At 60.0% G+C, this 26,182-nt stretch carries 23 protein-coding genes; 5 read left to right on the top strand and 18 right to left on the bottom strand.

All coding sequences use genetic code 11. From position 1 onward, the window contains the following. The first annotated feature begins 164 nt into the window (after positions 1-164). Both fabA and fabB read left to right on the top strand, forming a co-directional pair. Positions 165-680: a 3-hydroxyacyl-[acyl-carrier-protein] dehydratase FabA gene (gene fabA, locus NPS58_RS28070; RefSeq protein WP_028945338.1), complete on the top strand. Its 516-nt coding sequence runs from the start codon at positions 165-167 to the stop codon at positions 678-680. A gap of 11 nt (positions 681-691) precedes the next feature. After that, on the top strand, positions 692-1,912 hold the full coding sequence (gene fabB / locus NPS58_RS28075) for a beta-ketoacyl-ACP synthase I (RefSeq protein WP_274118454.1): 1,221 nt from the start codon (positions 692-694) through the stop codon (positions 1,910-1,912). A gap of 103 nt (positions 1,913-2,015) precedes the next feature. Here the strand turns inward: fabB and NPS58_RS28080 are convergent, their stop codons facing one another. From NPS58_RS28080 to NPS58_RS28090, 3 genes are all read right to left on the bottom strand, one after another. Beyond that, positions 2,016-3,641, bottom strand: a complete 1,626-nt coding sequence (locus tag NPS58_RS28080; protein ID WP_274118455.1) for a methyl-accepting chemotaxis protein — start codon at positions 3,639-3,641, stop codon at positions 2,016-2,018. Positions 3,642-3,780: 139 nt separating this feature from the next. Continuing rightward, positions 3,781-4,245, bottom strand: a complete 465-nt coding sequence (locus NPS58_RS28085) for a DUF3859 domain-containing protein (protein WP_274118456.1) — start codon at positions 4,243-4,245, stop codon at positions 3,781-3,783. A 66-nt stretch (positions 4,246-4,311) separates the two neighbouring features. Next, complete coding sequence (locus NPS58_RS28090) at positions 4,312-5,319, bottom strand: amidohydrolase family protein (RefSeq protein WP_274118457.1); 1,008 nt, start codon at positions 5,317-5,319, stop codon at positions 4,312-4,314. 115 nt (positions 5,320-5,434) lie between these two features. On the opposite strand from NPS58_RS28090, the gene NPS58_RS28095 reads away from it, so the two are divergent. Then, positions 5,435-6,295 (top strand): pirin family protein, encoded by an 861-nt coding sequence (locus tag NPS58_RS28095; protein ID WP_274118458.1) that lies wholly within the window; start codon positions 5,435-5,437, stop codon positions 6,293-6,295. A 51-nt stretch (positions 6,296-6,346) separates the two neighbouring features. Here NPS58_RS28095 and NPS58_RS28100 read toward each other — a convergent pair whose 3' ends face one another. From NPS58_RS28100 to NPS58_RS28115, 4 genes are all read right to left on the bottom strand, one after another. Next, the gene (locus NPS58_RS28100) at positions 6,347-7,072 is read right to left on the bottom strand and encodes a dienelactone hydrolase family protein (RefSeq protein ID WP_274118459.1); all 726 of its coding nucleotides are present in this window, start codon (positions 7,070-7,072) and stop codon (positions 6,347-6,349) included. 58 nt (positions 7,073-7,130) lie between these two features. Beyond that, on the bottom strand, positions 7,131-9,035 hold the full coding sequence (htpG, locus tag NPS58_RS28105; protein WP_274118460.1) for a molecular chaperone HtpG: 1,905 nt from the start codon (positions 9,033-9,035) through the stop codon (positions 7,131-7,133). Positions 9,036-9,140: 105 nt separating this feature from the next. Beyond that, a complete protein-coding gene (locus NPS58_RS28110; RefSeq protein WP_274118461.1) occupies positions 9,141-9,602 on the bottom strand; it encodes a PaaI family thioesterase in 462 nt (153 codons plus the stop codon). Continuing rightward, a complete protein-coding gene (locus NPS58_RS28115; protein ID WP_274118462.1) occupies positions 9,599-10,069 on the bottom strand; it encodes a PaaI family thioesterase in 471 nt (156 codons plus the stop codon). The genes NPS58_RS28110 and NPS58_RS28115 overlap by 4 nt, the downstream gene beginning before the upstream one ends. Before the next feature lie 155 nt (positions 10,070-10,224). Between NPS58_RS28115 and NPS58_RS28120 the strand changes: the two genes are divergently transcribed. Beyond that, a complete protein-coding gene (locus NPS58_RS28120; protein ID WP_274118463.1) occupies positions 10,225-10,494 on the top strand; it encodes a hypothetical protein in 270 nt (89 codons plus the stop codon). Positions 10,495-10,565: 71 nt separating this feature from the next. Here NPS58_RS28120 and NPS58_RS28125 read toward each other — a convergent pair whose 3' ends face one another. The 11 genes from NPS58_RS28125 to sdhC form a co-directional block, all read right to left on the bottom strand. After that, the gene (locus NPS58_RS28125) at positions 10,566-11,309 is read right to left on the bottom strand and encodes a DUF599 domain-containing protein (protein ID WP_274118464.1); all 744 of its coding nucleotides are present in this window, start codon (positions 11,307-11,309) and stop codon (positions 10,566-10,568) included. Positions 11,310-11,498: 189 nt separating this feature from the next. Next, the gene (gene brnQ / locus NPS58_RS28130; RefSeq protein ID WP_274118465.1) at positions 11,499-12,812 is read right to left on the bottom strand and encodes a branched-chain amino acid transport system II carrier protein; all 1,314 of its coding nucleotides are present in this window, start codon (positions 12,810-12,812) and stop codon (positions 11,499-11,501) included. 386 nt (positions 12,813-13,198) lie between these two features. After that, complete coding sequence (sucD, locus tag NPS58_RS28135; RefSeq protein WP_038613108.1) at positions 13,199-14,083, bottom strand: succinate--CoA ligase subunit alpha; 885 nt, start codon at positions 14,081-14,083, stop codon at positions 13,199-13,201. Next, positions 14,083-15,249 carry an ADP-forming succinate--CoA ligase subunit beta gene (gene sucC / locus NPS58_RS28140; RefSeq protein WP_028945352.1) on the bottom strand — a complete coding sequence of 389 codons (1,167 nt, stop codon included), beginning with the start codon at positions 15,247-15,249 and terminating at the stop codon, positions 14,083-14,085. Before sucC ends, sucD begins: the two co-directional genes overlap by 1 nt. Before the next feature lie 175 nt (positions 15,250-15,424). Continuing rightward, positions 15,425-16,861, bottom strand: a complete 1,437-nt coding sequence (lpdA, locus tag NPS58_RS28145; protein ID WP_274118466.1) for a dihydrolipoyl dehydrogenase — start codon at positions 16,859-16,861, stop codon at positions 15,425-15,427. Positions 16,862-16,955: 94 nt separating this feature from the next. Continuing rightward, the gene (gene odhB, locus NPS58_RS28150) at positions 16,956-18,176 is read right to left on the bottom strand and encodes a 2-oxoglutarate dehydrogenase complex dihydrolipoyllysine-residue succinyltransferase (protein ID WP_274118467.1); all 1,221 of its coding nucleotides are present in this window, start codon (positions 18,174-18,176) and stop codon (positions 16,956-16,958) included. A 42-nt stretch (positions 18,177-18,218) separates the two neighbouring features. Beyond that, positions 18,219-21,050: a 2-oxoglutarate dehydrogenase E1 component gene (locus tag NPS58_RS28155; RefSeq protein ID WP_274118468.1), complete on the bottom strand. Its 2,832-nt coding sequence runs from the start codon at positions 21,048-21,050 to the stop codon at positions 18,219-18,221. Positions 21,051-21,295: 245 nt separating this feature from the next. After that, a complete protein-coding gene (locus NPS58_RS28160) occupies positions 21,296-22,000 on the bottom strand; it encodes a succinate dehydrogenase iron-sulfur subunit (RefSeq protein WP_274118469.1) in 705 nt (234 codons plus the stop codon). A gap of 12 nt (positions 22,001-22,012) precedes the next feature. Next, positions 22,013-23,785 carry a succinate dehydrogenase flavoprotein subunit gene (gene sdhA / locus NPS58_RS28165; protein ID WP_274118470.1) on the bottom strand — a complete coding sequence of 591 codons (1,773 nt, stop codon included), beginning with the start codon at positions 23,783-23,785 and terminating at the stop codon, positions 22,013-22,015. A gap of 3 nt (positions 23,786-23,788) precedes the next feature. Continuing rightward, positions 23,789-24,157, bottom strand: coding sequence for a succinate dehydrogenase, hydrophobic membrane anchor protein (gene sdhD, locus NPS58_RS28170; protein WP_028945358.1), 369 nt, complete (start codon positions 24,155-24,157; stop codon positions 23,789-23,791). After that, the gene (gene sdhC / locus NPS58_RS28175) at positions 24,151-24,537 is read right to left on the bottom strand and encodes a succinate dehydrogenase, cytochrome b556 subunit (RefSeq protein WP_174446946.1); all 387 of its coding nucleotides are present in this window, start codon (positions 24,535-24,537) and stop codon (positions 24,151-24,153) included. The genes sdhD and sdhC overlap by 7 nt, the downstream gene beginning before the upstream one ends. Positions 24,538-24,887: 350 nt before the next feature. Between sdhC and gltA the strand changes: the two genes are divergently transcribed. Then, entirely contained in the window at positions 24,888-26,177 is a 1,290-nt protein-coding gene (gene gltA / locus NPS58_RS28180; protein WP_274118471.1) for a citrate synthase, read from the top strand. Positions 26,178-26,182 lie beyond the last annotated feature (5 nt).

The raw sequence follows: 26,182 nt of genomic DNA on the forward strand, positions 1-26,182 counted from the left end.
CTGAAAATAAAATTTCAGTGCACAAGTGTACTTCTTTGCCCCGTGCGCTGTGACTTTCACTACAACGCAATAGTCTATGTGTAGGCTGCCGCCCCAAGCACAAGCGTTTTGGGTCGGCCGGGAAGATTCGCCCCCTGCCGCACGGGGACTATTGAGGAGCTCGCATGACCAAACAAAACGCCTTTACTCGGGAAGACCTGCTGCGCTGCAGTCGCGGTGAGCTGTTCGGCCCAGGTAACGCGCAACTGCCCGCCCCGAATATGCTGATGGTGGATCGCATCACCCACATCAGCCAGGAAGGCGGCAAGTACGGCAAAGGTGAATTGGTCGCCGAGCTGGATATCAATCCGGACCTGTGGTTCTTCGCCTGCCACTTCGAAGGTGATCCGGTGATGCCGGGCTGCCTGGGCCTGGACGCCATGTGGCAACTGGTCGGTTTCTTCCTCGGCTGGCAAGGCCTGCCAGGCCGCGGTCGCGCCCTGGGTTCGGGCGAAGTGAAATTCTTTGGCCAGGTCCTGCCGACCGCCCAGAAAGTCACTTACAACATTCATATCAAGCGCGTCCTCAAGGGCAAGCTGAACATGGCCATCGCCGATGGTTCGGTCAGCGTCGACGGTCGCGAGATCTACACCGCCGAAGGCCTCCGGGTCGGCGTATTCACCTCCACTGACAACTTCTAAGGGTTATCCGCATGCGCCGCGTCGTTATCACTGGTCTGGGCATTGTTTCGTGCCTGGGCAATGACAAAGAGACCGTCTCCGCCAACCTGCGTGCAAGCCGCCCTGGCATCCGATTCAACCCGGAATATGCCGAAATGGGTCTGCGTAGCCAGGTTTCCGGCTCCATTGACCTCAACCTCGAAGAACTGATCGACCGCAAAGTCTTCCGTTTCGTTGGTCACGCCGCCGCCTATGCCTACCTGGCAATGGCCGACGCGATCAAGGATTCGGGCCTGACCGAAGAACAGGTGTCCAACCCGCGTACCGGCCTGATCGCAGGCTCCGGCGGCGCGTCGACCCTGAACCAGATGGAAGCGCTGGACATCCTGCGCGAAAAAGGCGTCAAGCGCGTTGGCCCGTACCGCGTCACCCGGACCATGAGCAGCACCGTCTCGGCGTGCCTGGCCACCCCGTTCAAGATCAAGGGCCTGAACTACTCCATCGCCTCGGCCTGCGCCACCAGCGCACACTGCATCGGCACCGCGATGGAACAGATCCAGATGGGCAAGCAAGACATCGTTTTCGCCGGTGGCGGTGAAGAAGAACATTGGAGCCAGTCGTTCCTGTTCGACGCCATGGGCGCTCTGTCCAGCAAGCGCAACGATGCCCCGGAAAAAGCCTCCCGCGCCTACGACAACGACCGTGATGGCTTTGTCATCGCCGGTGGTGGTGGCATGGTCGTGGTTGAAGAGCTGGAACACGCTCTGGCCCGTGGCGCCAAGATCTACGCAGAAATCGTCGGCTACGGTGCTACTTCCGATGGCTACGACATGGTCGCCCCGAGTGGCGAAGGCGCCATCCGCTGCATGCAGATGGCCATGTCCACCGTCGACGCCCCGATCGACTACCTGAACACCCACGGCACCTCGACGCCGGTCGGCGACGTTGCCGAGATCAAGGGCGTTCGTGAAGTGTTCGGCGACAAGGCCCCAGCCATCAGCTCGACCAAGAGCCTGTCTGGACACTCGCTGGGCGCCGCCGGCGTTCACGAAGCGATCTACTGCATGCTGATGATGGAAGGCAACTTCATCGCCGGCTCCGCGAACATCGACGAGCTGGACCCAGCGGTTGCCGATATGCCGATCCTGACCAAGACCCAGGAAAACGCCAAGATCGACACCGTGATGAGCAACAGCTTCGGTTTCGGCGGCACCAACGCCACCCTGGTGCTCAAGCGCTGGGAAGGCAAGTAAGGGCTACCCCCTTATGTGAAAACGCCCCGACTGGTTCGGGGCGTTTTTGTTTCTGCTTCCAACCCTCGGTAGGAACGGGCCTACCGATCAAGCTGCCCCCGGCTCACACTGAAAACCTCCCCACCAATCCATTCAACTCGATCGCCAACTGCGACAACGCCTGGCTGGCCGCATTGGTCTGGTTGGCGCCTGCCGAGGTCTGCAGCGCCAGGTCGCGAATATTGGTCAGGTTGCGATCCACCTCCCGCGCCACCTGCGCCTGCTGCTCGGAAGCACTGGCAATGACCAGGTTGCGCTCGTTGATCAGGCTGATGGCCGTGGCGATCTCATCCAGCGCCACCCCGGCCGCATGAGCACCGTCCAGGGTGACACGGGCGCGCTCATTGCTCTGCTGCATGCCCGATACCGCACGGTCGGTACCCTGCTGGATGCCGTCGATCATCTGTTCGATTTCCCGGGTCGATTGCTGGGTACGGTGCGCCAGCGCCCGCACCTCATCGGCCACCACGGCAAAGCCGCGCCCGGCATCACCGGCACGGGCGGCCTCGATGGCTGCGTTGAGCGCCAGCAGGTTGGTCTGCTCGGCAATGGCGCCGATCACATCCAGTACCTTGGTGATGCCATGCACCTGCTGCGCCAGTTGCTCGACCTCTTCGGCATTGGAGGTGACGCCCGCCGCCAGCGATTCGATCGAAGCGACGGTCAGACGCACTTGCTCGCGACCCTGCCTGGCAATCCGGTCCGACTCACGGGACGCCTCGGAGGTGGCCACGGCATTGCTCGCCACCTCCTCCACCGCGGTGGTCATCTGGTTGACCGCGGTAGCGGCCTGCTCGATTTCCTGGTTCTGCTGCATCAGGCCACGGGTCGCATCCTCGGTCACCGCGCTGAGTTCTTCAGAGGCCGAAGCCAGTTGGTTGGACGAATCGGAAATCCGTCCAATGGTATCGCGCAGGCTCTGCTGCATCTGCCTGAGGGCCGACAGCAGTCGGGCTGGTTCATCCTTGCCCTGCACTGCGATCTGCGGGGTCAGGTCTCCGGTGGCGACCACCTCGGCCACCTGCACGGACTGGGCCAGCGGCCGAACGATACTGCGCGTCAGGGTCAATGCCAGCACCACCGTCAGCACCAGGGCGGACAGCAGCAGGACAATCACCCAGACCCGGGCGGTGCCGTATACCGACGCAGCAAGATCGGTGGCGACATTGGCGTGATGGTTGTTGAGGGCGATCAGTTCGTTGAGGGTGGCGGTCAGCTGGTCGGCCAGCTGGTTCAATTCGCCATTGACCAGCGCAACAGCGGCCTCGACCTGGGCCTGCGCCGAGAGTTGTGTCACCTGGGACTGCAGGCCGAAGTACTGCTGCTCGAGCTTCAGGTAACGATCAAACAACGTTTGCTCTTCAGGCAGAACGATCAGCGCCTGGTACTGCTGCTGTGCCTTCAACAGCCCGGCCTTGATCTCTTCGACACGCACCGTGTTCTGCTGCTGCGCCTGTGGGTCGCGATTGACCAGCAGGCGTAGCGTCAGTGCACGGATGCGCATGGTGTCCTGGGCCATCTGCCCGACAGCGATCACACTGGGCAGCCAGTTGCTGTCGACCTGCTCGGACTGCTGGCGCATGCTGCTCATCTGCAGCAAGGCGAAGCCGCCCAGGGCAAATACCAATAGGGCTACCAGGCCAAAGCCGAGCGCTGCCCTGGGAGCAATATTGATGTTTCTCAGACTCATACGCTGGCTCCTTCGAAAAGCTGCTGCACCGGATGCTGCAGTCCTTGCTTCTAGAAGGTATCGGCCGCTGGAAAATTTGCGTAAGACGAAAAAGTGATATCAAAACGCCTTATCCTCACAACGCCAGCGGCAGACTGTCTCAGCGTACGGTAAAGCGCTGCTCGGCCAGCAGGCGATCGCCCTGGAAGACCATGAAATGCCACTGCCCCGGTACCACTTCATGGTGTTCGGTGAACTCATAGGCCATCACGTCCTGGGCAGCGCCCGGCACCAGCTTTTGCACCACTTCGAATTTGTCATGGCGCTTGCCGTCCGGGGTGCGTACGCCCGGCGTGAGGTACAGCAGCGTCAGCGGCGTGTCTTCGGCCACCTTGCCTTCCAGGCGGTAGCGCATGCCGAACTTGCTGCCCAGGCGCGCCGGAATCTCTTCGGTCTGCTGGATGGTCTGGTTGCTCATGGTCAGCACGCGTTCGCCGGGCTGGAAGTTCTGGTGGCGGGTTTCGAACAGGCCGTACTCGATCGGGCCCTGGACACGAACCTCGGCACCGGCCAGGCCACTGACCAGCAAAAGCCCGCACACAGCACTGAAACGACTGAAAAACATGGTGCACTCCATCAGGGTTGATGGCGGCAGGCTATGACACCGGCATGACAGGCTGATGACAATCCGTCACTCGCGCCGCTTGGGCAGCACGGCAAGAAAGTTGTCGCGCGCGACTTTTTGCGCCACCTCGGCCGGCAAGGCATCGAGGAAGGGGTCGAAGCCGTGCAACTGCTCGCCCAGGCTGCCAAACCGCCCCACCACGTCGGACCCGAGCATGAAGCGCTCTGGGAAGCGTTCCACCAGCTTGAGCCATGGCACCCTGGGCTTGCCCTTTTCGTCCAGCAGATAGGGCTGCAGCACGCTCCAGGACAGGTCGATGTACAGGTTGGGGTAGGCTTCGAGCATGCGCGATAGCGTTGGCAAGAGAAAATCCAGCTCGGTCTGGTGACGGTGGATCTCCATGCTGGTGCCGGCATGGGCCCAGATGAAACGCGTGTGCGGATGATTACGCAGCGGCTCTTCGATTTCCGCCAGGTACAAAGGGTTACGCTCGCGCTTGGAGGTGATGTTGGAATGGACCAGCACCGGCAGGTCCTGCTCGGCGGCCAGGTGATAGATGCGGGTCATGGCTTCATTGTTGGCCCGGGGCGTATCGCCGGTGGTCAGTGCGGTAAGGTCATCATGGCGGGTGAACACTTCGCCAATGCCCTGCCACAGCCCAGGGTACAGCTCGAGCATGCGTTCGATATGCGCCACGGCATTCTTGTCCACCGGGTTGAAGCCGGTCAGGAAGGGATGGAAGCGTTGCCGCTGGGCGGGCGTGAGTTTTTCCAGCGCGGCGGCCACATAGGTATCGGTGGCGCTGTACCAGTAGGCATCGGCATCGTCGCCTGCGTAGTAGCGTGGGCGCTTGGGTTCATCCTCGTGCCATTTTTTTGCGACCGGAATGCCGGAGATCATCGACTGCTCGATGCGCGCCTGGTCCATGGCTTCCAGCAGCGCTTGCATGCCCTCGCTTTCCTGGAAGAAGTCCACGTAATGCAGATGCGCATCGCTGTAGTGATACTCCCGTGCCTGCGCGCCCTGCAGCATCAATCCCATCAACAGCATCAAGCCCATGCCCCTGGCGAACATTGCACATTCCTTCCTGGCGATTCAGACAGGGTAGACCGGCCACCGCGCCGCACAGTTCAGCCACGGCCGCGAACAAGCTATGATCCTGGCAATAATTCCCGGCCTGGAGCCCACCGTGAGCATTCCCCTGGTCATCCGTCCTCGCGCCGAATCGGTCGAAGGGCAACCCATCCTGCGCCCACTGCCGTCGGCCCAAAGCCGCAGCGTGGGGCCGTTCGTGTTCTTCGATCACATGCTCGAAACCGACTACGCCCCGGGATGTGGCGTGAACATCCGCCAGCACCCGCATATCGGCCTGTCTACCCTCACCTACCTGTTCGAAGGCGAGCTGTTGCACAAGGACAGCCTGGGCTCCGACCAACGGGTCAAGGCCGGGGAAGTCAGCTGGATGACCGCCGGACGCGGTGTGGCCCATATCGAGCGCACCCCCGCCGACCTGCTGGCAAGCGGCTCACGGCTGCATGGCCTGCAGGTGTGGCTGGCCTCTCCCAGGGAGGCCGAACAAGGCGAAAGCCACTACAGTCACCACCCCGCCCCCAGCCTGCCGGTCAGCGACAGCCTGGGCGTGAACATTCGCCTGATCGCCGGCAACGGGTTCTGCCTGCAGTCGCCGGTGCCAGTGCTCTCTCCCACCCTCTATGCCCTGGTGCGGATGCAAGCCGCCACGACCTTGACCATCCCGACCGAACACGCCGAGCGCGCCCTGTATGTACTGGAGGGGGACGTGAGCCTGAACGACGAGATCGTGGAGCCGCGCAGCCTGGTGATACTGCCGCAAGGGGAAGAAATGAGCCTGTATGCCGACAGCGAAAGCCAGCTGGTGCTGTTTGGCGGCGCGCCCCTGGACGGACCACGGCGGATGAACTGGAACTTTGTGGCCAGCGATCCTGCACTGATCGATCAGGCGCGGACGCGTTGGGCGGCGGGTGACTGGCCGACGGTGCCGGGGGAAAGTGAGCGGATCGAGCTGCCTTGAATGGGCAAGCCCGCCCCCAACAGTGGGAGCGGGCTTGCCCCGCGATGCGGCTTACGCCTTGAACACTTCATCCAGCAAATTGAACATCGCCTTGAACGCCCGCTTGGACGTACGCGCGTCGTACTTCATCTTGCCGGGGATGTTGGCCGCAGTGTCGGTAAAGGAGTGCACCGCACCGCCATAGCTGATCAACTGCCAATCCACCTTGGCCGCATCCATCTCGGCCTCGAAGGCCGGCATTTGCTCCTTGGGTACGAACGGATCGGCAGCGCCATGCAGTACCAGCATCGACGCCTTGGTCTTGCCTTCCTGTGCCGGCAGCGGAGTATCGAGGGTGCCGTGGAACGAGACTGCTGCCTGCAAGCGGTCATCCGCACGGGCCAGCTCCAGCGCGCAGCAACCGCCGAAGCAGAAGCCGAATGTGGCCAGCTTGCCCGGCTCCAGCACTGCCCGCGACTGCCCCAGCAACTGATCCAGCGCCTCTTTCATGCGCTTGCGCAGCTCGACACGATCATCCTTGAGCGGCGTCATCGCCGCCCCGGCTTCGTCCATGTTCGAAGGCCGCAGCGTCTGCCCGTAGATGTCGGCGATCAGTACCACATACCCCTGGGCAGCGACTTCCTTGGCAAGGCGTTCCGCGCCCTCGCCAATACCCATCCAGTTGGGGGCCATCAACAGCCCGGGTTGCCCTGCAGCACCCTGGGTGTAGACCAGGCGACTCTCATAGGCTTTGCCGGCAACATGATAGACCAGCGACTCGATTGTGACTTTGCTCATGCAGTCCTCTCCTTGCACCATGAAAAAAGCCCGCCGAAGCGGGCTTTCCTGACTCTACTTAAGCCGACAATTCGACCAGCAGCTTGTTCAAGCGACGAACGTATGCCGCCGGGTCCTTCAAGCTGTCACCCGCCGCCAGGGCGGCCTGGTCGAAGAGGATGTGCGAGAAGTCGGCGAAACGGTCTTCGCTCTGCTCGTTGTCCAGTTTCTCGATCAGCGGATGGCCAGGGTTGAATTCGAAGATCGGCTTGGAATCCGGCACCTTCTGGCCGCTGGCTTCGAGAATCTGGCGCATCTGCAAGCCCAGGTCCTGTTCACCGATGGCCAGGATCGCAGGCGAGTCGGTCAGGCGGTGCGACACACGCACTTCGCTGACGCTTTCACCCAAGGCAGCCTTGAGACGCTCGACCAGGCCTTCCTTCTCCTTGGCGACTTCTTCCTGGGCCTTCTTGTCTTCTTCAGAATCCAGCTTGCCCAGGTCCAGGTCACCACGGGCGACGTCGACAAAGCTCTTGCCGTCGAATTCGCTCAGGTAGCTCATCAGCCATTCGTCGATGCGGTCGGTCAGCAGCAGCACTTCGATGCCTTTCTTGCGGAAGACTTCCAGGTGCGGGCTGTTCTTGACCTGCGCGTAGGACTCGCCGGTGAGGAAGTAGATCTTGTCCTGGCCTTCCTTGGCACGGGCCAGGTAGTCGGCCAGGGAAACGCTCTGCTCACCGCTGTCATCGCTGGTGGAGGCGAAGCGCAGCAGACCGGCGATTTTCTCCTTGTTGGCGAAGTCTTCGGCCGGACCTTCTTTCATCACCTGGCCAAAGTTCTTCCAGAAGCCCTTGTACTGCTCAGGCTCGTTCTTGGCCAGCTTCTCGAGCATGTCCAGTACGCGCTTGGTCAGGGCCGACTTCATCGAGTCGATGATCGGGTCTTTCTGCAGGATTTCCCGCGAGACGTTCAACGACAGGTCGTTGGAGTCGACCACACCCTTGATGAAACGCAGGTACAGCGGCAGGAACGACTCGGCCTGATCCATGACGAACACGCGCTGCACGTACAGCTTCAGGCCGCGCGGTGCTTCGCGCTGGTACAGGTCGAACGGCGCACGGGCCGGTACGTACAGCAGCGAGTTGTACTCGAGCTTGCCTTCGACCTTGTTGTGGCTCCAGGCCAGCGGGTTTTCGAAGTCGTGACCGATGTGCTTGTAGAACTCCTGGTATTCCTCGTCCTTGATCTCGGTACGCGGACGGGTCCACAGGGCGCTGGCACGGTTGACGGTTTCCCACTCCAGGGCCGGCTTCTCTTCGCCTTCAGCGGCGTCGACCTGCTTTGGCAGCTCGATCGGCAGGGCGATGTGATCGGAGTATTTCTTGATGATGTTGCGCAGACGCCAGCCGTCGGCGAATTCTTCTTCGCCCTTTTTCAGGTGCAGGACGATGCGCGTGCCGCGGTCGGCCTTGTCGATGGTGGCGACTTCAAACTCACCCTCGCCCTTGGACGACCAGTGCACACCCTCGGCGGCTGGCTGACCGGCACGACGGCTGAATACATCGACCTTGTCGGCAACGATAAAGGCCGAGTAGAAGCCCACGCCAAACTGGCCGATGAGGTGCGAATCCTTTTTCTGGTCACCGGTGAGGTTTTTCATGAAGTCGGCAGTGCCGGACTTGGCGATGGTGCCCAGGTGGGTGATCACGTCCTCGCGGCTCATGCCGATGCCGTTGTCTTCGAGGGTGACGGTGTTGGCATCCTTGTCGAAGCTGACGCGAATTTTCAGCTCGGCGCCGCCTTCGAGCAGCTCAGGCTTGGCCAGCGCTTCGAAACGCAGTTTGTCGACGGCATCGGAAGCGTTGGAAATCAGTTCGCGAAGGAAGATTTCCTTGTTCGAGTACAAGGAATGGATCATGAGGTGCAGCAGTTGCTTCACCTCGGTCTGGAAGCCCAGGGTTTCTTTTTGAGTTTCCACACTCATGGTCTTCAACACTCCAATCTGATGGCAGTTGTCGCTCGGCAGGCGAACCCGATGGCCCAGGCCTGCTTTTACGGCGGGATGTCCTGCAGATGGGGGCACGGGATGCTATTTCAAGGGCGAGGTCATTTCTTCGATCTTGAAATGGGCGCGTGCGGTGGCAATGGGTTCGCTCTGGCTGCCCTGCCAGGCGGTGATTGCGACGTTGGTCACACGCCGCCCCTGGCGCCACAGCTGGCATTGGGCGTAGGTGTCGCGAAAATGCCCGGCACGCAGGTAATCGATGGAAAAGTCGATGATCTTCGGAATCGCCGCACTTTCACTGAAAATCATCAGGTACAGCGCAGCCGACAATTCCATGAAGCCAGCAATTACCCCACCATGAATCGCCGGCAACAAGGGGTTGCCGATGTTGTCCTTGCTGGCCGGCAGGCAAAACAGCAAGTCATCTCCCTGGCGACTGCATTGCATACCGATCAGGGTGGCATAGGGAATCAGCGCCAGGAGCGGCTGGTAGTCGCCTTCGGCGTGAGCCTGACGCAGTTGCTGGTGCACTTCTGGCGGGATCATTGCCCTGGTTCCTTGAGACGCTTGCCAAAGTTCAGGCCACCCTTCACCCCCTTGCCCAGGCGCATGAAGGTGCCCACCACCTGGGCAATGGGCTGCCCGGGGTCGTCCTGGTAGGCCATGCCGCGGGTGAAGATCACGTCACGGGTGACCCGGTAGCATTGGGCATAGCCGTAGATGTCCTGACCGGCCTTGGCCGAATGCATGTAGTCGATACGCAGGTCCAGAGTCGGGCAAACCTCGAACTCGGCAAGGGCACACAGGGTAGCCATGCCGCAAGTCGTGTCCATCAGAGTGGTCAACGCCCCGCCATGAATGGCACCGGTCTGTGGATTGCCTACAATGTTTGCCGAGTACGGCAGCACCAGAGTCATACCCTGGGAGTCGGCATGATGAACACGCATCTGCAGTAGCCGACAGTGAGGCAAGGCTGAGAGAAAGCGTTCAGCCGTGGCCATTAAGTCACTCATATCATCAAGGCCCCGGGGGTAATCGCTGCAATGCACAAGGCTGAAAAAAAGTCCATATAGATCCAGCAGTTATATATCTTTGAAACGGGCGGAACTTCTATTGGTTACTTGCGCTCAAAGGAACAAGCAACTTATTCCCACAAGGAGAAACACCCATGCGTAAACCTTTTGCTTTTGCCGTAATGCTGGCCGCCGCCCTGGGTCTCGCTGCTTGCGATAAAGCCAGCGAAGACAAGGCTCAGGATGCTGCGCAACATACCGAGAACGCTCAGCAGAAGATGGACGAAGCTCAGGATAAAGTGAACGAAGCTGCAAAAGAAAACGCCGAAGCTGCCAAAGACAGTGCTGAAGCGCAACAGAAGGCCGCCGAAGAAGCCGCACCTGCTGTGCCGGCCACTCCAGCACCTGCTGAGCCTGCCAAGTAAGTACGCAACAGGCATAAAAAACCCGACGCATGTCGGGTTTTTTTATGCCTGTTTATCGCGCTTTTAACGATTCAGTTAATACTGCCCTCTTTAGGGGTATCGAGCACGGGCGCCTCGGTGGGAGTAAATACCATCACATCCAGCACATCGGAATGAAACTCCCGGCGATACAGCACCAATACCACCCCTGCGCTCATCAGCATGAACAACCAGGGGCTGATAAACCAACTCAGCATGGCCATGCCGAAATAATAGGAACGCAGACCGAAGTTGAACTGGTTGGCCGCCATTGAAATAACCCGGGCAGCGCGCTGCGCAAAGGCCTTGCGCTCGAGCTCGCTGACGTGACGCTCACCCACCATCGGCGCCGAACCCACCAGGATGGCGGCGAAGTTGTACTGACGCATGCACCAGCTGAAAGTGAAGAACGCATAGACAAATACGGTCGCCAGGCACAGCAGCTTGATTTCCGACATGCCCTGGGACGCCTGCTGGACCAGCGGCAAATCCGCCAACAGCGACACCGCACGGTCCGAGGCGCCCAGTACGGTCAGAATGCCGGCCAGGATAATCAAGGTGCTCGAAGCGAAGAATGAGGCGTTACGCTCCAGATTGCCGATCACGCTGGCATCGGCGATGCGGTTGTCGCGCATCAGCATGCGGCGCATCCAGTCCTCACGGTACAGGTGCAGCACGCTGGCCAGACACGCCGTGTCCCGACCCTTCCAGGTGGCATAGCGGGTATAGCCGCCCCAACAGATCACGAACCAGCAGACTGCCAGCAAATGGATCAGGTTACTTTGTATGAAGCTCATTCAAGGTTCCGGTAAAGGGTTTCGTGCACAGTAAAGCCCATTGACCCGCTTTCGACGCTTAGCCAGGAAAAAAGACACGTCTGTAGGCCAGAAACGAAAAAGCCCCGCACCCTTTCGGATGCGGGGCTCTGGAATCTACCCTGCCCGGCGCGTATTGGCTTGTGGCCTGCGCCGTGCCCAGTTCGATTCTCAGGCCAGCGCTTCGCGCGGCTTGCCCAGCAGACGGTCGCAGACCACGGCCACGGCCAGGGTCACCACCGACGGGACCAGCCAGGCCAGCCCCTGCTCGCTCAATGGCAGGTGCGACAGAGCATCCGGCAGCATGGTGGCCAGTTGAGTACCCTTGATCGCATCGACCATTCCGAACAACAGCGATACCCCCATGACCGGAGCCAGGATACGCACCTGGGAATTCCACAGCTCCCTGCAGAAGCTCAGGCCCACGACCACGATGCACGGCGGGTAGATGGCCGTCAGCACCGGGATCGAGAACGCGATCAACTTATCCAGGCCCAGGTTGGAGATCAGCAGCGAGAAGCTGCAGAGAATCACCACCAGGGTCCGGTAGGACAGTGGCAATACCTGGCTGAAGTACTCGGCACAGGCGCAGGTCAGGCCCACGGCAGTCACCAGGCATGCCAGGGCGATCAACACTGCGAGGAAACCACTGCCCAACGAACCGAAGGTGTGCTGCACATAAGCGTGCAATACCGCCGCCCCGTTGGTGGCGCCCGCGGCGATCTCGTGGCTGCTCGCACCCAGGCGGAACAGGCTGATGTACACCAGCGCCAGGCCGACACCGGCGATCAGGCCGGCGATGATGGCATAGCGGGTGATCAACCTGGGCGACTCGACGCCGCGGGACCGGATGGCGTTGACGATGACGATGCCGAACACCAGCGCGCCCAGGGTGTCCATGGTCAGGTAGCCATTGATGAAGCCCTGGGAGAACGCCGAGGCCTGGTAGGCAGGCTCTGCATCACCGCTGGTGCCCGCCGGCAGCATGAACGCTGCAATGCCCAGGGCAGCCAGGGCAATGATCTTCAGCGGTGCCAGGAAGCGGCCCACGGTATCGAGCAGCTTGCCGGGATACATCGACACGGCCAGCACGACCACGAAGTACACCAGGCTGTAGATGAACAGCGCAGTCGGGCTTTCACCAGTCAATGGCGCCACGCCGACTTCGAAGGATACCGTCGCGGTGCGCGGGGTTGCGAACAGCGGGCCTACCGACAGGTAGCAAACCGCAGCCAGCAGACCGCCTGCGGCCTTGCCGATGGGGCTGCTCAGCGCGTCCATGCCGCCACCGACCTTGGCCAGGGCGATCACGGTGATTACAGGCAAGCCGACTGCGGTAATCAGGAAACCCAACGCCGCCATCCAGACATGGGGACCGGACTGCAGGCCGACAATAGGTGGGAAGATGATATTACCCGCACCAACGAACAACGCGAACGTCATAAAACCAAGCGCCAGGATGTCCTGGCCTTTCAAAACTTTCATTAAGGAAATACCACACTTCTGAAATCGGGATTTAGAGAGGGATTTCCCCTTGGATGAGGGAAAATGAAGCCCGTCCGGTGAGACAAGCCCTTTAAAGCATGCCCATACCCTTTTGGGGTACCGACATAAAAGTGAGGACAGTGTAACCAAGTTGCACCGGCTGCGCACCGCGGACTGACGAGGTGTCCGATGCACACATGTCTTTGTCGCGTAACCGACAGCAAAAAAGGTACTACCTAGTACAACCAACGCAGAAGCGGGCTTGCCCCGCGATGCGATTCAACCTTCGGATCGCTATCGCGGGGCAAGCCCGCCCCTAAAAGGCAGAAAACACAAAGGCCACCCGAAGGTGGCCTTTGTGGCTGGAGCGAAGGGTCGGCCGAAGCTTACTTCTTCACTTCCCAGCCAGTCAGCTCGGCCAAGGCCTTGCCGATGTCTGCCAGCGAACGCACGGTTTTCACACCAGCGTCTTGCAGTGCAGCGAATTTCTCGTCTGCAGTGCCTTTGCCGCCGGAGATGATGGCGCCAGCGTGGCCCATACGCTTGCCCGCAGGAGCGGTAACACCAGCGATGTAGGAAACGACAGGCTTGGTGACGTTGGCCTTGATGTAGGCAGCGGCTTCTTCTTCGGCCGAACCGCCGATCTCACCGATCATGACGATCGCTTCGGTCTTCGGGTCTTCCTGGAACAGCTTCAGGATGTCGATGAAGTTGGAGCCCGGGATCGGGTCACCACCGATACCAACACAGGTGGACTGACCGAAACCGGCGTCAGTGGTCTGCTTGACGGCTTCATAGGTCAGGGTGCCGGAACGCGAAACGATACCGACCTTGCCTGGCAAGTGGATGTGACCTGGCATGATGCCGATCTTGCACTCGCCCGGAGTGATGACGCCTGGGCAGTTAGGGCCGATCAGGGTAACACCCAGCTCGTCGCACTTGACCTTGGCATCCAGCATGTCCAGGGTAGGAATGCCTTCGGTGATGCAGACGATCAGCTTGATGCCACCGAAAGCAGCTTCCAGGATCGAGTCTTTGCAGAAAGGAGCCGGAACGTAGATGACCGAAGCGTCAGCACCGGTAGCCGCAACGGCTTCTTTAACGGTGTTGAACACTGGCAGGCCCAGATGAGTGGTGCCGCCCTTGCCTGGGGTCACGCCGCCAACCATCTTGGTGCCGTAGGCGATGGCTTGTTCGGAGTGGAAAGTACCCTGCGAGCCGGTGAAGCCCTGGCAGATGACTTTGGTGTCTTTATTGATCAGGACGCTCATTACTTGCCCTCCGCAGCTTTGACAACTTGTTGAGCAGCGTCGGTCAGGCTGGTTGCCGCAATGATGTTCAAACCGCTTTCTGCCAGTACTTTAGCACCCAGTTCAGCGTTGTTACCTTCCAGGCGAACAACAACCGGTACTTTAACGCCGACTTCTTTCACGGCGCCGATGATGCCTTCGGCAATCATGTCGCAGCGAACGATGCCGCCGAAGATGTTGACCAGAACGGCCGCGACATTGCTGTCGGACAGGATGATCTTGAAGGCTTCGGTAACGCGCTCTTTGGTAGCACCACCACCTACGTCGAGGAAGTTGGCTGGCTTGCCGCCGTGCAGGTTGACGATGTCCATGGTACCCATGGCCAGGCCAGCACCGTTGACCATGCAGCCGATGTTGCCTTCCAGGGCCACGTAGTTCAGCTCGAAGCTGGCAGCGTGGGCTTCACGAGGATCGTCCTGGGACGGGTCGTGGAAGGTTTTCAGCTTAGGCTGACGGTACATTGCGTTGGCGTCGATGTTGATCTTGGCATCGAGGCAGTGCAGGTCGCCGTCGGCCTTGATGACCAGCGGGTTGACTTCCAGCAGAGCCAGGTCGTGTTCCTGGAACAGCTTGGCCAGGCCGACGAAAATCTTGGCGAACTGTGCAACTTGCTTGCCTTCCAGACCCAGCTGGAAAGCCAGTTCACGACCCTGGAATGGCTGAGCGCCAACCAGTGGATCGATAGTAGCCTTGATGATCTTCTCAGGAGTGTCGTGAGCGACTTTCTCGATGTCCACGCCACCTTCGGTGGAGGCCATGAACACGATGCGACGGCTCGAACGGTCGACTACAGCGCCCAGGTACAGCTCTTTGGCGATGTCAGTGCAGGATTCGACCAGGATCTTGGTCACTGGCTGACCGTTGGCGTCAGTCTGGTAGGTCACCAGACGCTTGCCCAACCACTGCGCAGCGAACGCCTTGGCGTCTTCTTTGCTGCGAACCAGCTTGACGCCGCCCGCTTTACCGCGACCACCGGCGTGAACCTGGGCTTTGACAACCCACTCGGTGCCACCGATCTTGTCGCAGGCTTCTGCGGCAGCTTCAGGGGTGTCGACTGCGAAACCCTTGGAAACTGGCAGGCCGTATTCAGCGAACAGCTGCTTACCCTGATACTCGTGAAGATTCATGCTTTTTACCGTCTTCGTTAGGTACTGCGCTTCGGCGCTGCGCTCTTGTAGAGTGCCGCGCCACCTGTGACCACTTGCCCCCGGTATGCTCCGGGAGTTCGAGTCCGGCGGACGTTCCGCGGTGAGTCATGCACGCAAGACTCACGACGGGCTGCCCGCCGTGGTTTCTTATTGTTTAACGCTTCTTACGGTTGGCTACGTGGATGGCACCGCCATTCACAGCCAGCGCGGCTTCATGCAGCGCTTCGGACAGGGTCGGATGGGAGAAAACCATCATGCCCAGGTCTTCAGCGCTGGTGCCGAATTCCATTGCGATTGCACCCTGCTGCACGAGTTCTGCAGCCGATGGGCCAATCACATGTACACCCAGGACGCGGTCGGTCTTGGCATCGGCGATGACCTTGACGAAACCACCGGTGTCGTTGGCCGCCATCGCACGGCCGCTGGCCGCGAACGGGAAGGTGCCCACGTTAACCTCAACGCCTTCAGCCTTCAAGGTCTGTTCGGTTTTACCGACCCATGCAATCTCAGGGTGGGTATAGATAACCGATGGGATCAGGTCGTAGTTCATCTGGGCCTTGTGACCCTTGATGCGCTCGACGACCATGATGCCCTCTTCCGAGGCCTTGTGAGCCAGCATCATGCCACGAACCACGTCACCGATGGCGTAAACGCCCGGTACGCTGGTCGCGCAATGATCGTCGACGAAGATGAAGCCACGCTCGTCGATGGTCACGCCGCTGTCGGCAGCCAGCAGGTCAGTGGTCACTGGACGACGGCCGACCGCAACGATCAGCTTGTCGAAGGTGATTTTCTGTTCGCCGTTGGCGTCGGTGTAGGTCACTTCGACTTCAGTTCCGTTGACCTTGGAACCGGTTACGCGAGCGCCCAGCTTGATGTCCAGACCTTGCTTGGTCAGGGTCTTCAGGGCTTCCTTGGAGACGGCGGCATCAGCGGCCATCAGGAAGGTGTCCAGCGCTTCCAGAACGGTGACTTCGGCACCCAGGCGAGCCCAGACCGAACCCAGTTCCAGACCGATGACACCAGCACCGATAACACCCAGGCGCTTAGGTACAGCCTGGAATTCCAGGGCGCCGGTGGAGTCGACGATGACATTCTGGTCGACCGGAGCCGGTGGAATGTCGATCGGACGCGAACCAGAGGCCAGGATCACGTTCTCGGCTTCGATGATTTCGGTGGTGCCGTCAGCCTTGGTGACTTCGACTTTCTTGCCAGCCAGCAGTTTGCCGTGGCCCTGGATCGAAGTGACGCCGTTTGCCTTGAACAGGGTGGCGACGCCGCCGGTCAGGTTCTTGACGATGCCAGCCTTGCGGCCAACCATCGCAGCGACGTCCATCTTGACTTCGCCGGTGGAGATACCGTGGACGTTGAAGCTCTCTTTGGCTTCCTTGTACTTCCAGGAGCTGTCCAGCAGCGCCTTGGATGGAATGCAACCCACGTTCAGGCAGGTACCGCCGAGGGCCAGCTTGCCTTCGCCGTCAACATACTTCTCGATACAGGCAGTCTTCAGACCGAGCTGCGCAGCCTTGATAGCAGCTACGTAGCCGCCAGGACCTGCGCCAATCACTACCACGTCGAATTTCTGGGTCATAAAAGATTCCTTTTAGCTTCAAGCCACAAGCTGCAAGCGGCAAGACGACCGGCTTCGGGGATGAAGCCAGTCGCTTGCAGCTTGCAGCTGTTTTTTAGATGTCCAGCAGCAGACGAGCCGGGTCTTCCAGCAGGTTCTTGATGGTCACCAGGAAGGTCACGGCCTCTTTACCGTCGATCAGACGGTGGTCGTAGGACAGCGCCAGGTACATCATCGGACGGATTACGACCTGGCCATTGACGGCCATTGGACGCTGGATGATGTTGTGCATGCCCAGGATAGCGGCCTGAGGCGGGTTGACGATCGGGGTCGACATCATCGAACCGAAGGTACCACCGTTGGTGATGGTGAAGGTACCGCCGGTCATTTCGTCGATCGACAGTTTGCCGTCACGAGCTTTCTTGCCGAAGGTGGCGATGCCGTTCTCGATTTCGGCCAGGCTCATCAGCTCGGCGTTACGCAGTACAGGCACTACCAGGCCACGGTCGCTGGAAACGGCAACGCCGATGTCCGCGTAACCGTGGTAGACGATGTCCGAACCGTCGATCGAGGCGTTGACAGCCGGGAAGCGCTTCAGCGCTTCGGTGGCAGCCTTGACGAAGAACGACATGAAGCCCAGGCGCACGCCGTTGTGGGTCTTCTCGAACAGGTCCTTGTACTTCGAACGCAGGGCCATGACTTCGGTCATGTCGACTTCGTTGAAAGTGGTCAGCATGGCCATGTTCGACTGTGCTTCGACCAGGCGCTTGGCCACGGTGGCACGTACGCGAGTCATCGGTACACGCTTCTCGGTACGGTCGCCAGTGGCGACAACCGGGGCAGCGGCAGCAGCGCCAGGCTTGGCGGCTGGAGCGGCAGCCGGAGCGGATTTCTTCGCTTCGATGGCGGCTACAACGTCTTCCTTGGTGATGCGACCATCTTTACCGGTGCCCTTGATGCTGTTCAGGGCGATGCCGTTCTCTTCGGCCAGCTTGCGAGCAGCTGGCGCGCCGATGGCGTCTTCGTCCGAAGCAGCAGCGGCCGGTGCGGCAGCTGCAGCGGGAGCTGCGGCAGCAGCAGGAGCAGCGGCAGCAACGCCGCCCTCTTCGATCGAGCCCAGGACTTCGTCGGACAGGACGGTTTCGCCCTCGCCCTTGACGATTGCACCCAGCACGCCGTCAGCGGTGGCCAGTACTTCCAGGACGACCTTGTCGGTCTCGATGTCGACGATCAGTTCGTCACGCTTGACGGCTTCGCCCGGTTGCTTGTGCCAGGTGGCAACGGTGCCATCGGCAACCGATTCCGGGAAAGTAGGGGCTTTGATCTCGATAGCCATTATCAGTGGTTCCTTAAATTCGGTTTCTTGTGCGCGATGGCATTAAACAGTGAAGGCATCTTGCAGCAGTTTTTCCTGCTGCTCGGCGTGCATCGAAGCATAACCACAAGCAGGTGCTGCCGAAGCATCACGGCCCGCGTATTCCAGAACCAGCTCTTTATTGTGGCGGGTCAGGATACGGCGCATGTGGTGCTGGCTGCTGTACCAGGCGCCCTGGTTCATCGGCTCTTCCTGGCACCACACCACATCCTTGAGATTGGTGTACGGCGCGAGGATCTCGACCAGATCGTCCTCAGGGAATGGATACAGCTGCTCGATTCGCACGATGGCGATGTCTTCGCGGCCTTCGGCACGGCGTTTTTCCAGCAGATCGTAGTAGACCTTGCCGCTGCACAGGACCAGGCGGGTGACCTTTTTCGGATCGAGGGTATCGATTTCCGGGATCACGGTCTGGAACGAGCCTTCGGCCAGTTCTTCCAGGGTCGAGATGGCCAGCTTGTGGCGCAGCAGCGACTTTGGAGTCAGTACGATCAGCGGCTTACGCAGTGGACGGATGACCTGGCGACGCAACAGGTGGTAGATCTGAGCAGGCGTGGTCGGTACGCAAACCTGGACGTTGTGCTCGGCGCACAGCTGCAGGTAACGTTCCAGACGTGCCGAGGAGTGCTCAGGCCCCTGCCCTTCATAACCGTGTGGCAGCAGCATGGTCAGACCGCACAGGCGGCCCCACTTGTGCTCGCCGCTGGTGATGAACTGGTCGACAACCACCTGGGCACCGTTGGCGAAGTCGCCGAACTGGGCTTCCCAGATCACCAGCGCGTTTGGCGTGGTGGTGGAGTAGCCGTATTCGAAGGCCAGTACCGCTTCTTCCGACAGGAAGGAGTCGTACAGGTCGAAACGTGGCTGGCCCGGGAACAGGTTCTGCAACGGAATGTAGGTGCTGGCGTCCTTCTGGTTGTGCAACACCGCGTGACGGTGCGAGAAGGTGCCACGGCCGATGTCCTGGCCGGTCATGCGGATCGGGTGACCTTCGAACTGCAGGGTGGCGTAGGCCATGGTCTCTGCATAACCCCAGTTGATCGGCAAGCCACCGGCCTGCATCTTCTGGCGATCTTCGTAGATCTTCGAAACCTGACGCTGAACCACGAAGCCTTCCGGCAGCTCCAGCAGCTTGGCCGACAGTTCCTGCAGGGTCTTCAGATCGAAGCGGGTGTCGTGACGCGCGGTCCAGGCATGGCCCAGGTACGGACGCCAGTCGACGAATAGCTCTTTGTTCGGCTCTTTGACCAGGCTCTTCACTACGTGCAGGCCGTTGTCCAGTGCGTTGCGGTACTCGTCGACCTTGGCCTGGACGCGGTCCAGATCAAGACGACCCGCCTGGATCAGGCTGTCGGCATACAGTTCGCGGGTAGTGCGCTGCTTGGCGATCTGCTGGTACATCAGTGGTTGGGTGCCGTTCGGCTCGTCAGCCTCGTTGTGGCCGCGACGACGGTAGCAGACCAGGTCGATTACCACGTCACGCTTGAACTGCATGCGGTAGTCGACGGCCAGCTGGGTCACGAACAACACGGCTTCCGGATCATCACCGTTAACGTGCAGGATCGGCGCCTGGATCATCTTGGCGACGTCGGTGGCGTACTCGGTGGAACGCGAGTCCAACGGGTTGCTGATGGTGAAACCAACCTGGTTGTTGATCACGATGTGCACGGTACCGCCGGTCTTGAAACCGCGGGTCTGCGACATCTGGAAGGTTTCCATGACCACGCCCTGACCTGCGAATGCAGCGTCACCGTGGATGGAGATCGGCAGAACCTTGTCGCCAACGGTGTCGTTGCGACGGTCCTGACGGGCGCGCACCGAACCTTCTACCACTGGCGAGACAATTTCCAGGTGCGAAGGGTTGAACGCCATGGCCAGGTGGACTTCGCCGCCGGCAGTCATCACGTTGGACGAGAAGCCCTGGTGATACTTGACGTCACCGGACCCCAGCTCGACCTTCTTCTTGCCTTCGAACTCGTCGAACAGGTCGCGCGGGTTCTTGCCGAAGGTGTTGACCAGCACGTTCAGACGGCCACGGTGGGCCATGCCGATTACAACTTCCTTGGTGCCGTAGGAACCGGAACGCTGAATCAGCTCGTCCAGCATCGGAATCAGGCTTTCGCCGCCTTCCAGGCCGAAACGCTTGGTGCCCGGGTATTTGGTACCCAGGTACTTCTCCAGGCCTTCTGCTGCGGTCACACGCTCGAGCAGGTGGCTCTGGATATCTGCCGAGAAAGCCGGGCGCCCACGAACGCTCTCCAGACGCTGCTGGAACCAGCTGCGCTGCTCGGAGTCGACAATATGGGTGAATTCGGCGCCAATGGTGCGGCAATATGTCTGCTGCAAAGCGTCGAAGATTTCGCGTAGGCTCGCTTCCTCTTTGCCGATGAACAGGTCGCCGGCACGGAAGGTCGTATCAAGATCGGCATTGGTCAAGCCGTAGTGATTGATCGACAGGTCTACTGGCGCAGGGCGCTGCCACAACCCCAGGGGGTCGAGCTTCGCGGCTTGGTGGCCGCGCATACGGTAGGCCTGGATCAGGCGCAATACTTCAACCTGCTTCTTCTCGTGTTCACTGCTCACGCTTCCGGCGGAAACCGGTTGGGCGCGGCGCTGGTTCTTTGCCAGCAGTACGAAATGGTCGCGGATTGTAGAGTGCGATACATCGGTAGCGGTGCTGCCTTCGGCGGGCAACTTCTGGAAGTAAGTGCGCCACTCTTCTGGCACAGCGTTAGGGTCGTGCAGGTAGAGCTCGTAGAGCTCTTCCACATATGCAGCGTTACCACCTGAAAGGTGGGCGCTTTCCCACATGCGCTGCATCACGCTTTCTTGCATGCTTGGTCACCCTCGGTTAGGGGACGGATCGGCGAGAGCCACAGCAAGCCTGGAAAAGTCCTAATGCAGCGACCGAACCAAGCCACCAAGGATCCCACAGATTTTCCGGGTACCAGCCCGGAAGCCCCTGCTGGTCTCATATCTTCATAGGTAAAAGCTCGGGCTTTTTGAGCCCTCGCTCGAGTTTCACCTTGGTGCGGGCAAAGGCCCGCACCTCGGTGTGCTACGGGTACAACACTTTCAAATCAGGTACCGCTTTGCAGCAGCATGTTACGTACGTGACCGATCGCCTTGGTCGGGTTCAGACCTTTGGGGCAAACGTTTACGCAGTTCATGATTCCGCGGCAGCGGAACACACTGAACGGGTCGTCCAGCGAAGCCAGACGCTCCTGGGTCTTGGTGTCACGGCTGTCGGCCAGGAAACGATAGGCCTGCAACAGTGCAGCTGGACCGAGGAACTTGTCAGGGTTCCACCAGAACGATGGGCAGGAAGTCGAGCAGCAAGCGCACAGGATGCACTCGTACAGACCGTCCAGCTTTTCACGCTCTTCAGGCGACTGCAGACGCTCGATGGCCGGAGCCGGAGTGTCGTTCTGCAGGAAAGGCTTCACCTTCTCGTACTGCTTGTAGAAGATGCTCATATCGACGACCAGGTCACGGATGACCGGCAATCCAGGCAACGGGCGGACGACCAGCTTGTTACGCTTGACCACTGCCGACAGCGGCGTGATGCAGGCCAGGCCGTTCTTGCCGTTGATGTTCATGCCGTCGGAGCCGCAAACACCTTCGCGGCAAGAACGACGATACGAGAAACCTTCATCCTGTTCTTTGATCAGTGCCAACACATCCAGCACCATCAGGTCTTTGCCACCGGTATCGACCTGGAACGTCTGCATTTTCGGCGCAGAGTCGGTATCGGGGTTGTAACGATAGACTTCGACTTGCAACATAGCGACCACCCCTTAGTAAGTCCGGACTTTTGGCTCGAAAGCCGGTACGGTTTTCGGCGCGAAGTTGACAGCGCGCTTGGCAACCCGCTTCTCGCCTGGGAAGTACAGGGTGTGGCACAGCCAGTTTTCGTCGTCACGGTCTTCGAAGTCTTCACGGGCGTGGGCACCGCGGGACTCTTTACGGACTTCTGCAGCAATTGCAGTGGCTTCGGCGACTTCCAGCAGGTTCTGCAGCTCCAGCGCTTCGATACGCGCGGTGTTGAAGGCCTGGGATTTGTCGTTGATCTTGACGTTGGCGATACGTTCGCGCAGCTGGGCCAACTGCTCGATACCCTTCTGCATGTATTCGCCGGTACGGAATACACCGAAGTAGTTCTGCATGCAGCTTTGCAGCTCGCGACGCAGGGTAGCCACGTCTTCGCCGGTGTTGCGTTCGTTGAGCTTGTTCAGGCGGCTCAGGGCAACATCGATATCGGTGTCGCTGGCGTCGAGGTATTCGATACCGTCGGTCAGCGCCTTTTCCAGGTGCAGGCCGGCAGCGCGGCCGAAGACCACCAGGTCGAGCAGCGAGTTGCCGCCCAGGCGGTTGGCACCGTGAACCGATACACACGCCACTTCACCTACAGCGAACAGACCTGGGATGATCTGGTCTTCACCATTGGCATCCTGGGTCATTGCCTGGCCGTGAATGTTGGTGGCAACGCCGCCCATCATGTAGTGGCAGGTTGGAACGACAGGAACCGGCGCGACGACAGGGTCGACGTGAGCGAAGGTCTTGGACAGTTCACAGATACCTGGCAGGCGGCTGTGCAGTACTTCTTCACCCAGGTGGTCGAGCTTGAGCATCACGTGGTCGCCGTTAGGGCCACAGCCGTTGCCGGCGATGATCTCTTTAACCATCGAGCGGGCCACGACGTCACGACCGGCGAGGTCCTTGGCGTTGGGCGCATAGCGCTCCATGAAACGCTCGCCGTGCTTGTTGATGAGGTAACCACCCTCACCACGGCAGCCTTCGGTAACCAGCACACCAGCGCCGGCGATACCGGTCGGGTGGAACTGCCACATCTCGATGTCCTGTACCGGAACGCCTGCACGCAGCGCCATGCCTACACCGTCACCGGTGTTGATCAGGGCGTTGGTGGTCGAAGCGTAGATACGGCCTGCGCCGCCCGTGGCCAGTACGGTAGCCTTGGACTTGATGTACAGGGTTTCGCCGGTTTCGATGCAGATGGCGATCACACCGACGAACGCGCCTTCCTGGTTCTTCACCAGATCGACGGCGTAGTACTCGTTCAGGAAGGTGGTGCCTGCCTTCAGGTTGCCCTGGTACAGGGTGTGCAGCAGCGCGTGGCCGGTACGGTCGGAAGCTGCACAGGTACGGGCAGCCTGGCCGCCTTTGCCGTAGTCCTTGGACTGGCCACCGAACGGACGCTGGTAGATACGGCCGGTTTCGGTACGCGAGAACGGCAGACCCATGTGGTCCAGCTCGAATACGGCTGCCGGGCCTTCCTGACACATGTATTCGATAGCGTCCTGGTCACCGATGTAGTCGGAACCCTTGACGGTATCGTACATGTGCCAGCGCCAGTCATCGTTCGGGTCGGCCGAAGCGATGGCGCAGGTGATGCCACCCTGGGCCGATACAGTGTGCGAACGGGTCGGGAAGACCTTGGTGATCACGGCAGTCTTGTGACCGCCCTGGGCCAGCTGCAGCGCAGCGCGCATGCCGGCACCGCCGCCACCGATGATGATGGCGTCGAATGAAATCGTTGGAATGTTAGCCATGAATCAGATACCCCAGAGAATCTGCACACCCCAGACGAAGTACGCGAACATCGCGACACCACATACCGCCTGGAACAGGAAACGTACGGCAGTCGCCGACTTGCCCAGCGCCATCGGCGTCAGGTAGTCGGTGGCAATGGTCCACATGCCGACCCAGGCGTGAGCGCCCAGGGCAACCAGTGCCAGCAGACTGAAGATACGCATCGCGTTGTTGGAGAACAGAGCGTGCCACTGGGCAAACTCGATGCCCGGGTGCGCGACCAGGTATCCGATCAGGAAAATGAAATAAGCCGCGAGAACGACCGCAGAAACGCGCTGCGCCATCCAGTCATAGAGGCCCGAACGCGAGAGGTTCGTGACGTTGGTTACCATATCCAAACTCCTGCCAGCACGATCACCACCACAGAGACGGCGATGATAATTTTCGAGCCCAGTCTTCCGCCTTCCAGCGTCTCACCGATGCCCATGTCCATGATCAAGTGGCGCACACCGGCTACCAAGTGATACAGCAAGGCGGACAGGAGGCCCCATGCCACGAACTTGGCCAGCGGACTGGTCAAGCATGCCTTCACCTCGGCGAAACCTTCCTCGGAACCCAGGGATTTGCCCAATGCATAAAGCATGATGCCAAGGCCCAGGAAGAGGATGATGCCGGAAACACGATGAAGAAATGACGTAACGCCGGTAATGGGGAGTTTGATGGTCCTTAGGTCTAGGTTTACAGGTCGTTGGCTTTTCACGGCTTTTTTCACACTGAAGAGCCCCTAGCAAGCAGGGCAAAGTTGTTGGTAAGTGTACTGGTCAGGTACCCACCACCCAGGGAGTGACGACCCCAGCAACACGGGCTTGCAAGCCCCTGGCGGTCGGGGGCCGATTATAGACAGTTAGGCTACTAATGACAACGCGAAGACCTAGCCCAAATAGCGCATTGCCTTTAATGAACAAAAGGCGTAAACGGGCGGCAATTTCGAGGAAAAACAGCGCCCAGAGCCCTTTACAACCGTGCTTTAGGCAAATTGACATTCGAATTTATCTCACTATAGTGGTGCGGGCCCTGCGTGGGGGGTCTGTCTGATGATTTCAAGCATTAATAGGAGGCCACATGGCTGACAAAAAAGCGCAGTTGGTCATCGAGGGCGCAGCCCCCGTCGAGCTGCCCATTTTAACCGGCACCGTTGGTCCCGATGTTATCGACGTTAGAGGGTTGGGGGCCACGGGTCACTTCACTTTCGACCCTGGTTTCATGGCGACCGCATCCTGCGAGTCGAAGATCACTTATATCGACGGCGACAAGGGTATCCTGCTGCATCGCGGCTATCCGATCGAACAGCTCGCCGAGAAATCCGATTATCTCGAGACCTGCTACCTGCTGCTGAACGGCGAGCTGCCCAATGCCGAGCAGAAGGCCCAGTTCGTCAGCACCGTGAAGAACCACACCATGGTGCACGAGCAGTTGAAGTCCTTCTTCAACGGCTTCCGCCGCGACGCCCACCCGATGGCCGTCATGTGCGGCGTGGTCGGCGCCCTGTCGGCGTTCTACCACGACTCGCTGGACATCAATAACCCGCAGCACCGCGAAATTTCCGCGGTCCGCCTGGTCGCCAAGATGCCGACCCTGGCAGCGATGGTGTACAAGTACTCCATGGGCCAGCCCATGATGTACCCGCGCAACGACCTGTCGTACGCGGAAAACTTCCTGCACATGATGTTCAACACCCCGTGCGAGATCAAACCGATCAGTCCGGTACTGGCCAAGGCAATGGACCGGATCTTCATCCTCCACGCCGACCACGAACAGAACGCCTCGACCTCGACCGTCCGCCTGGCCGGTTCTTCGGGCGCCAACCCGTTCGCCTGTATCGCTGCCGGTATCGCCGCACTCTGGGGCCCTGCCCACGGCGGTGCCAACGAAGCCGTACTGACCATGCTCGATGAAATCGGCGATGTCTCCAACATCGACAAGTTCATCGCCAAAGCCAAGGACAAGAACGATCCGTTCAAGCTCATGGGCTTCGGTCATCGCGTCTACAAGAACCGCGATCCACGCGCCACCGTGATGAAGCAGACCTGCGACGAAGTCCTGCGCGAGCTGGGCATCAAGAACGACCCGCAGCTGGAACTGGCCATGCGCCTGGAAGAGATCGCCCTCACCGATCCTTACTTCATCGAGCGCTCGCTGTACCCGAACGTCGACTTCTACTCGGGCATCATCCTCAAGGCGATCGGCATTCCGACCAGCATGTTCACCGTGATCTTCGCCCTGGCGCGGACTGTCGGCTGGATCTCCCACTGGAAAGAAATGCTCTCCAGCCCTTACAAGATCGGCCGCCCTCGCCAGCTGTACACCGGCTACGAGTCGCGCGACATCAGCAAGCTGGAAGACCGCAAGTAAGCCTC

This window comes from Pseudomonas putida (assembly GCF_028682455.1).
Lineage (GTDB): Bacteria > Pseudomonadota > Gammaproteobacteria > Pseudomonadales > Pseudomonadaceae > Aquipseudomonas > Aquipseudomonas putida_AA.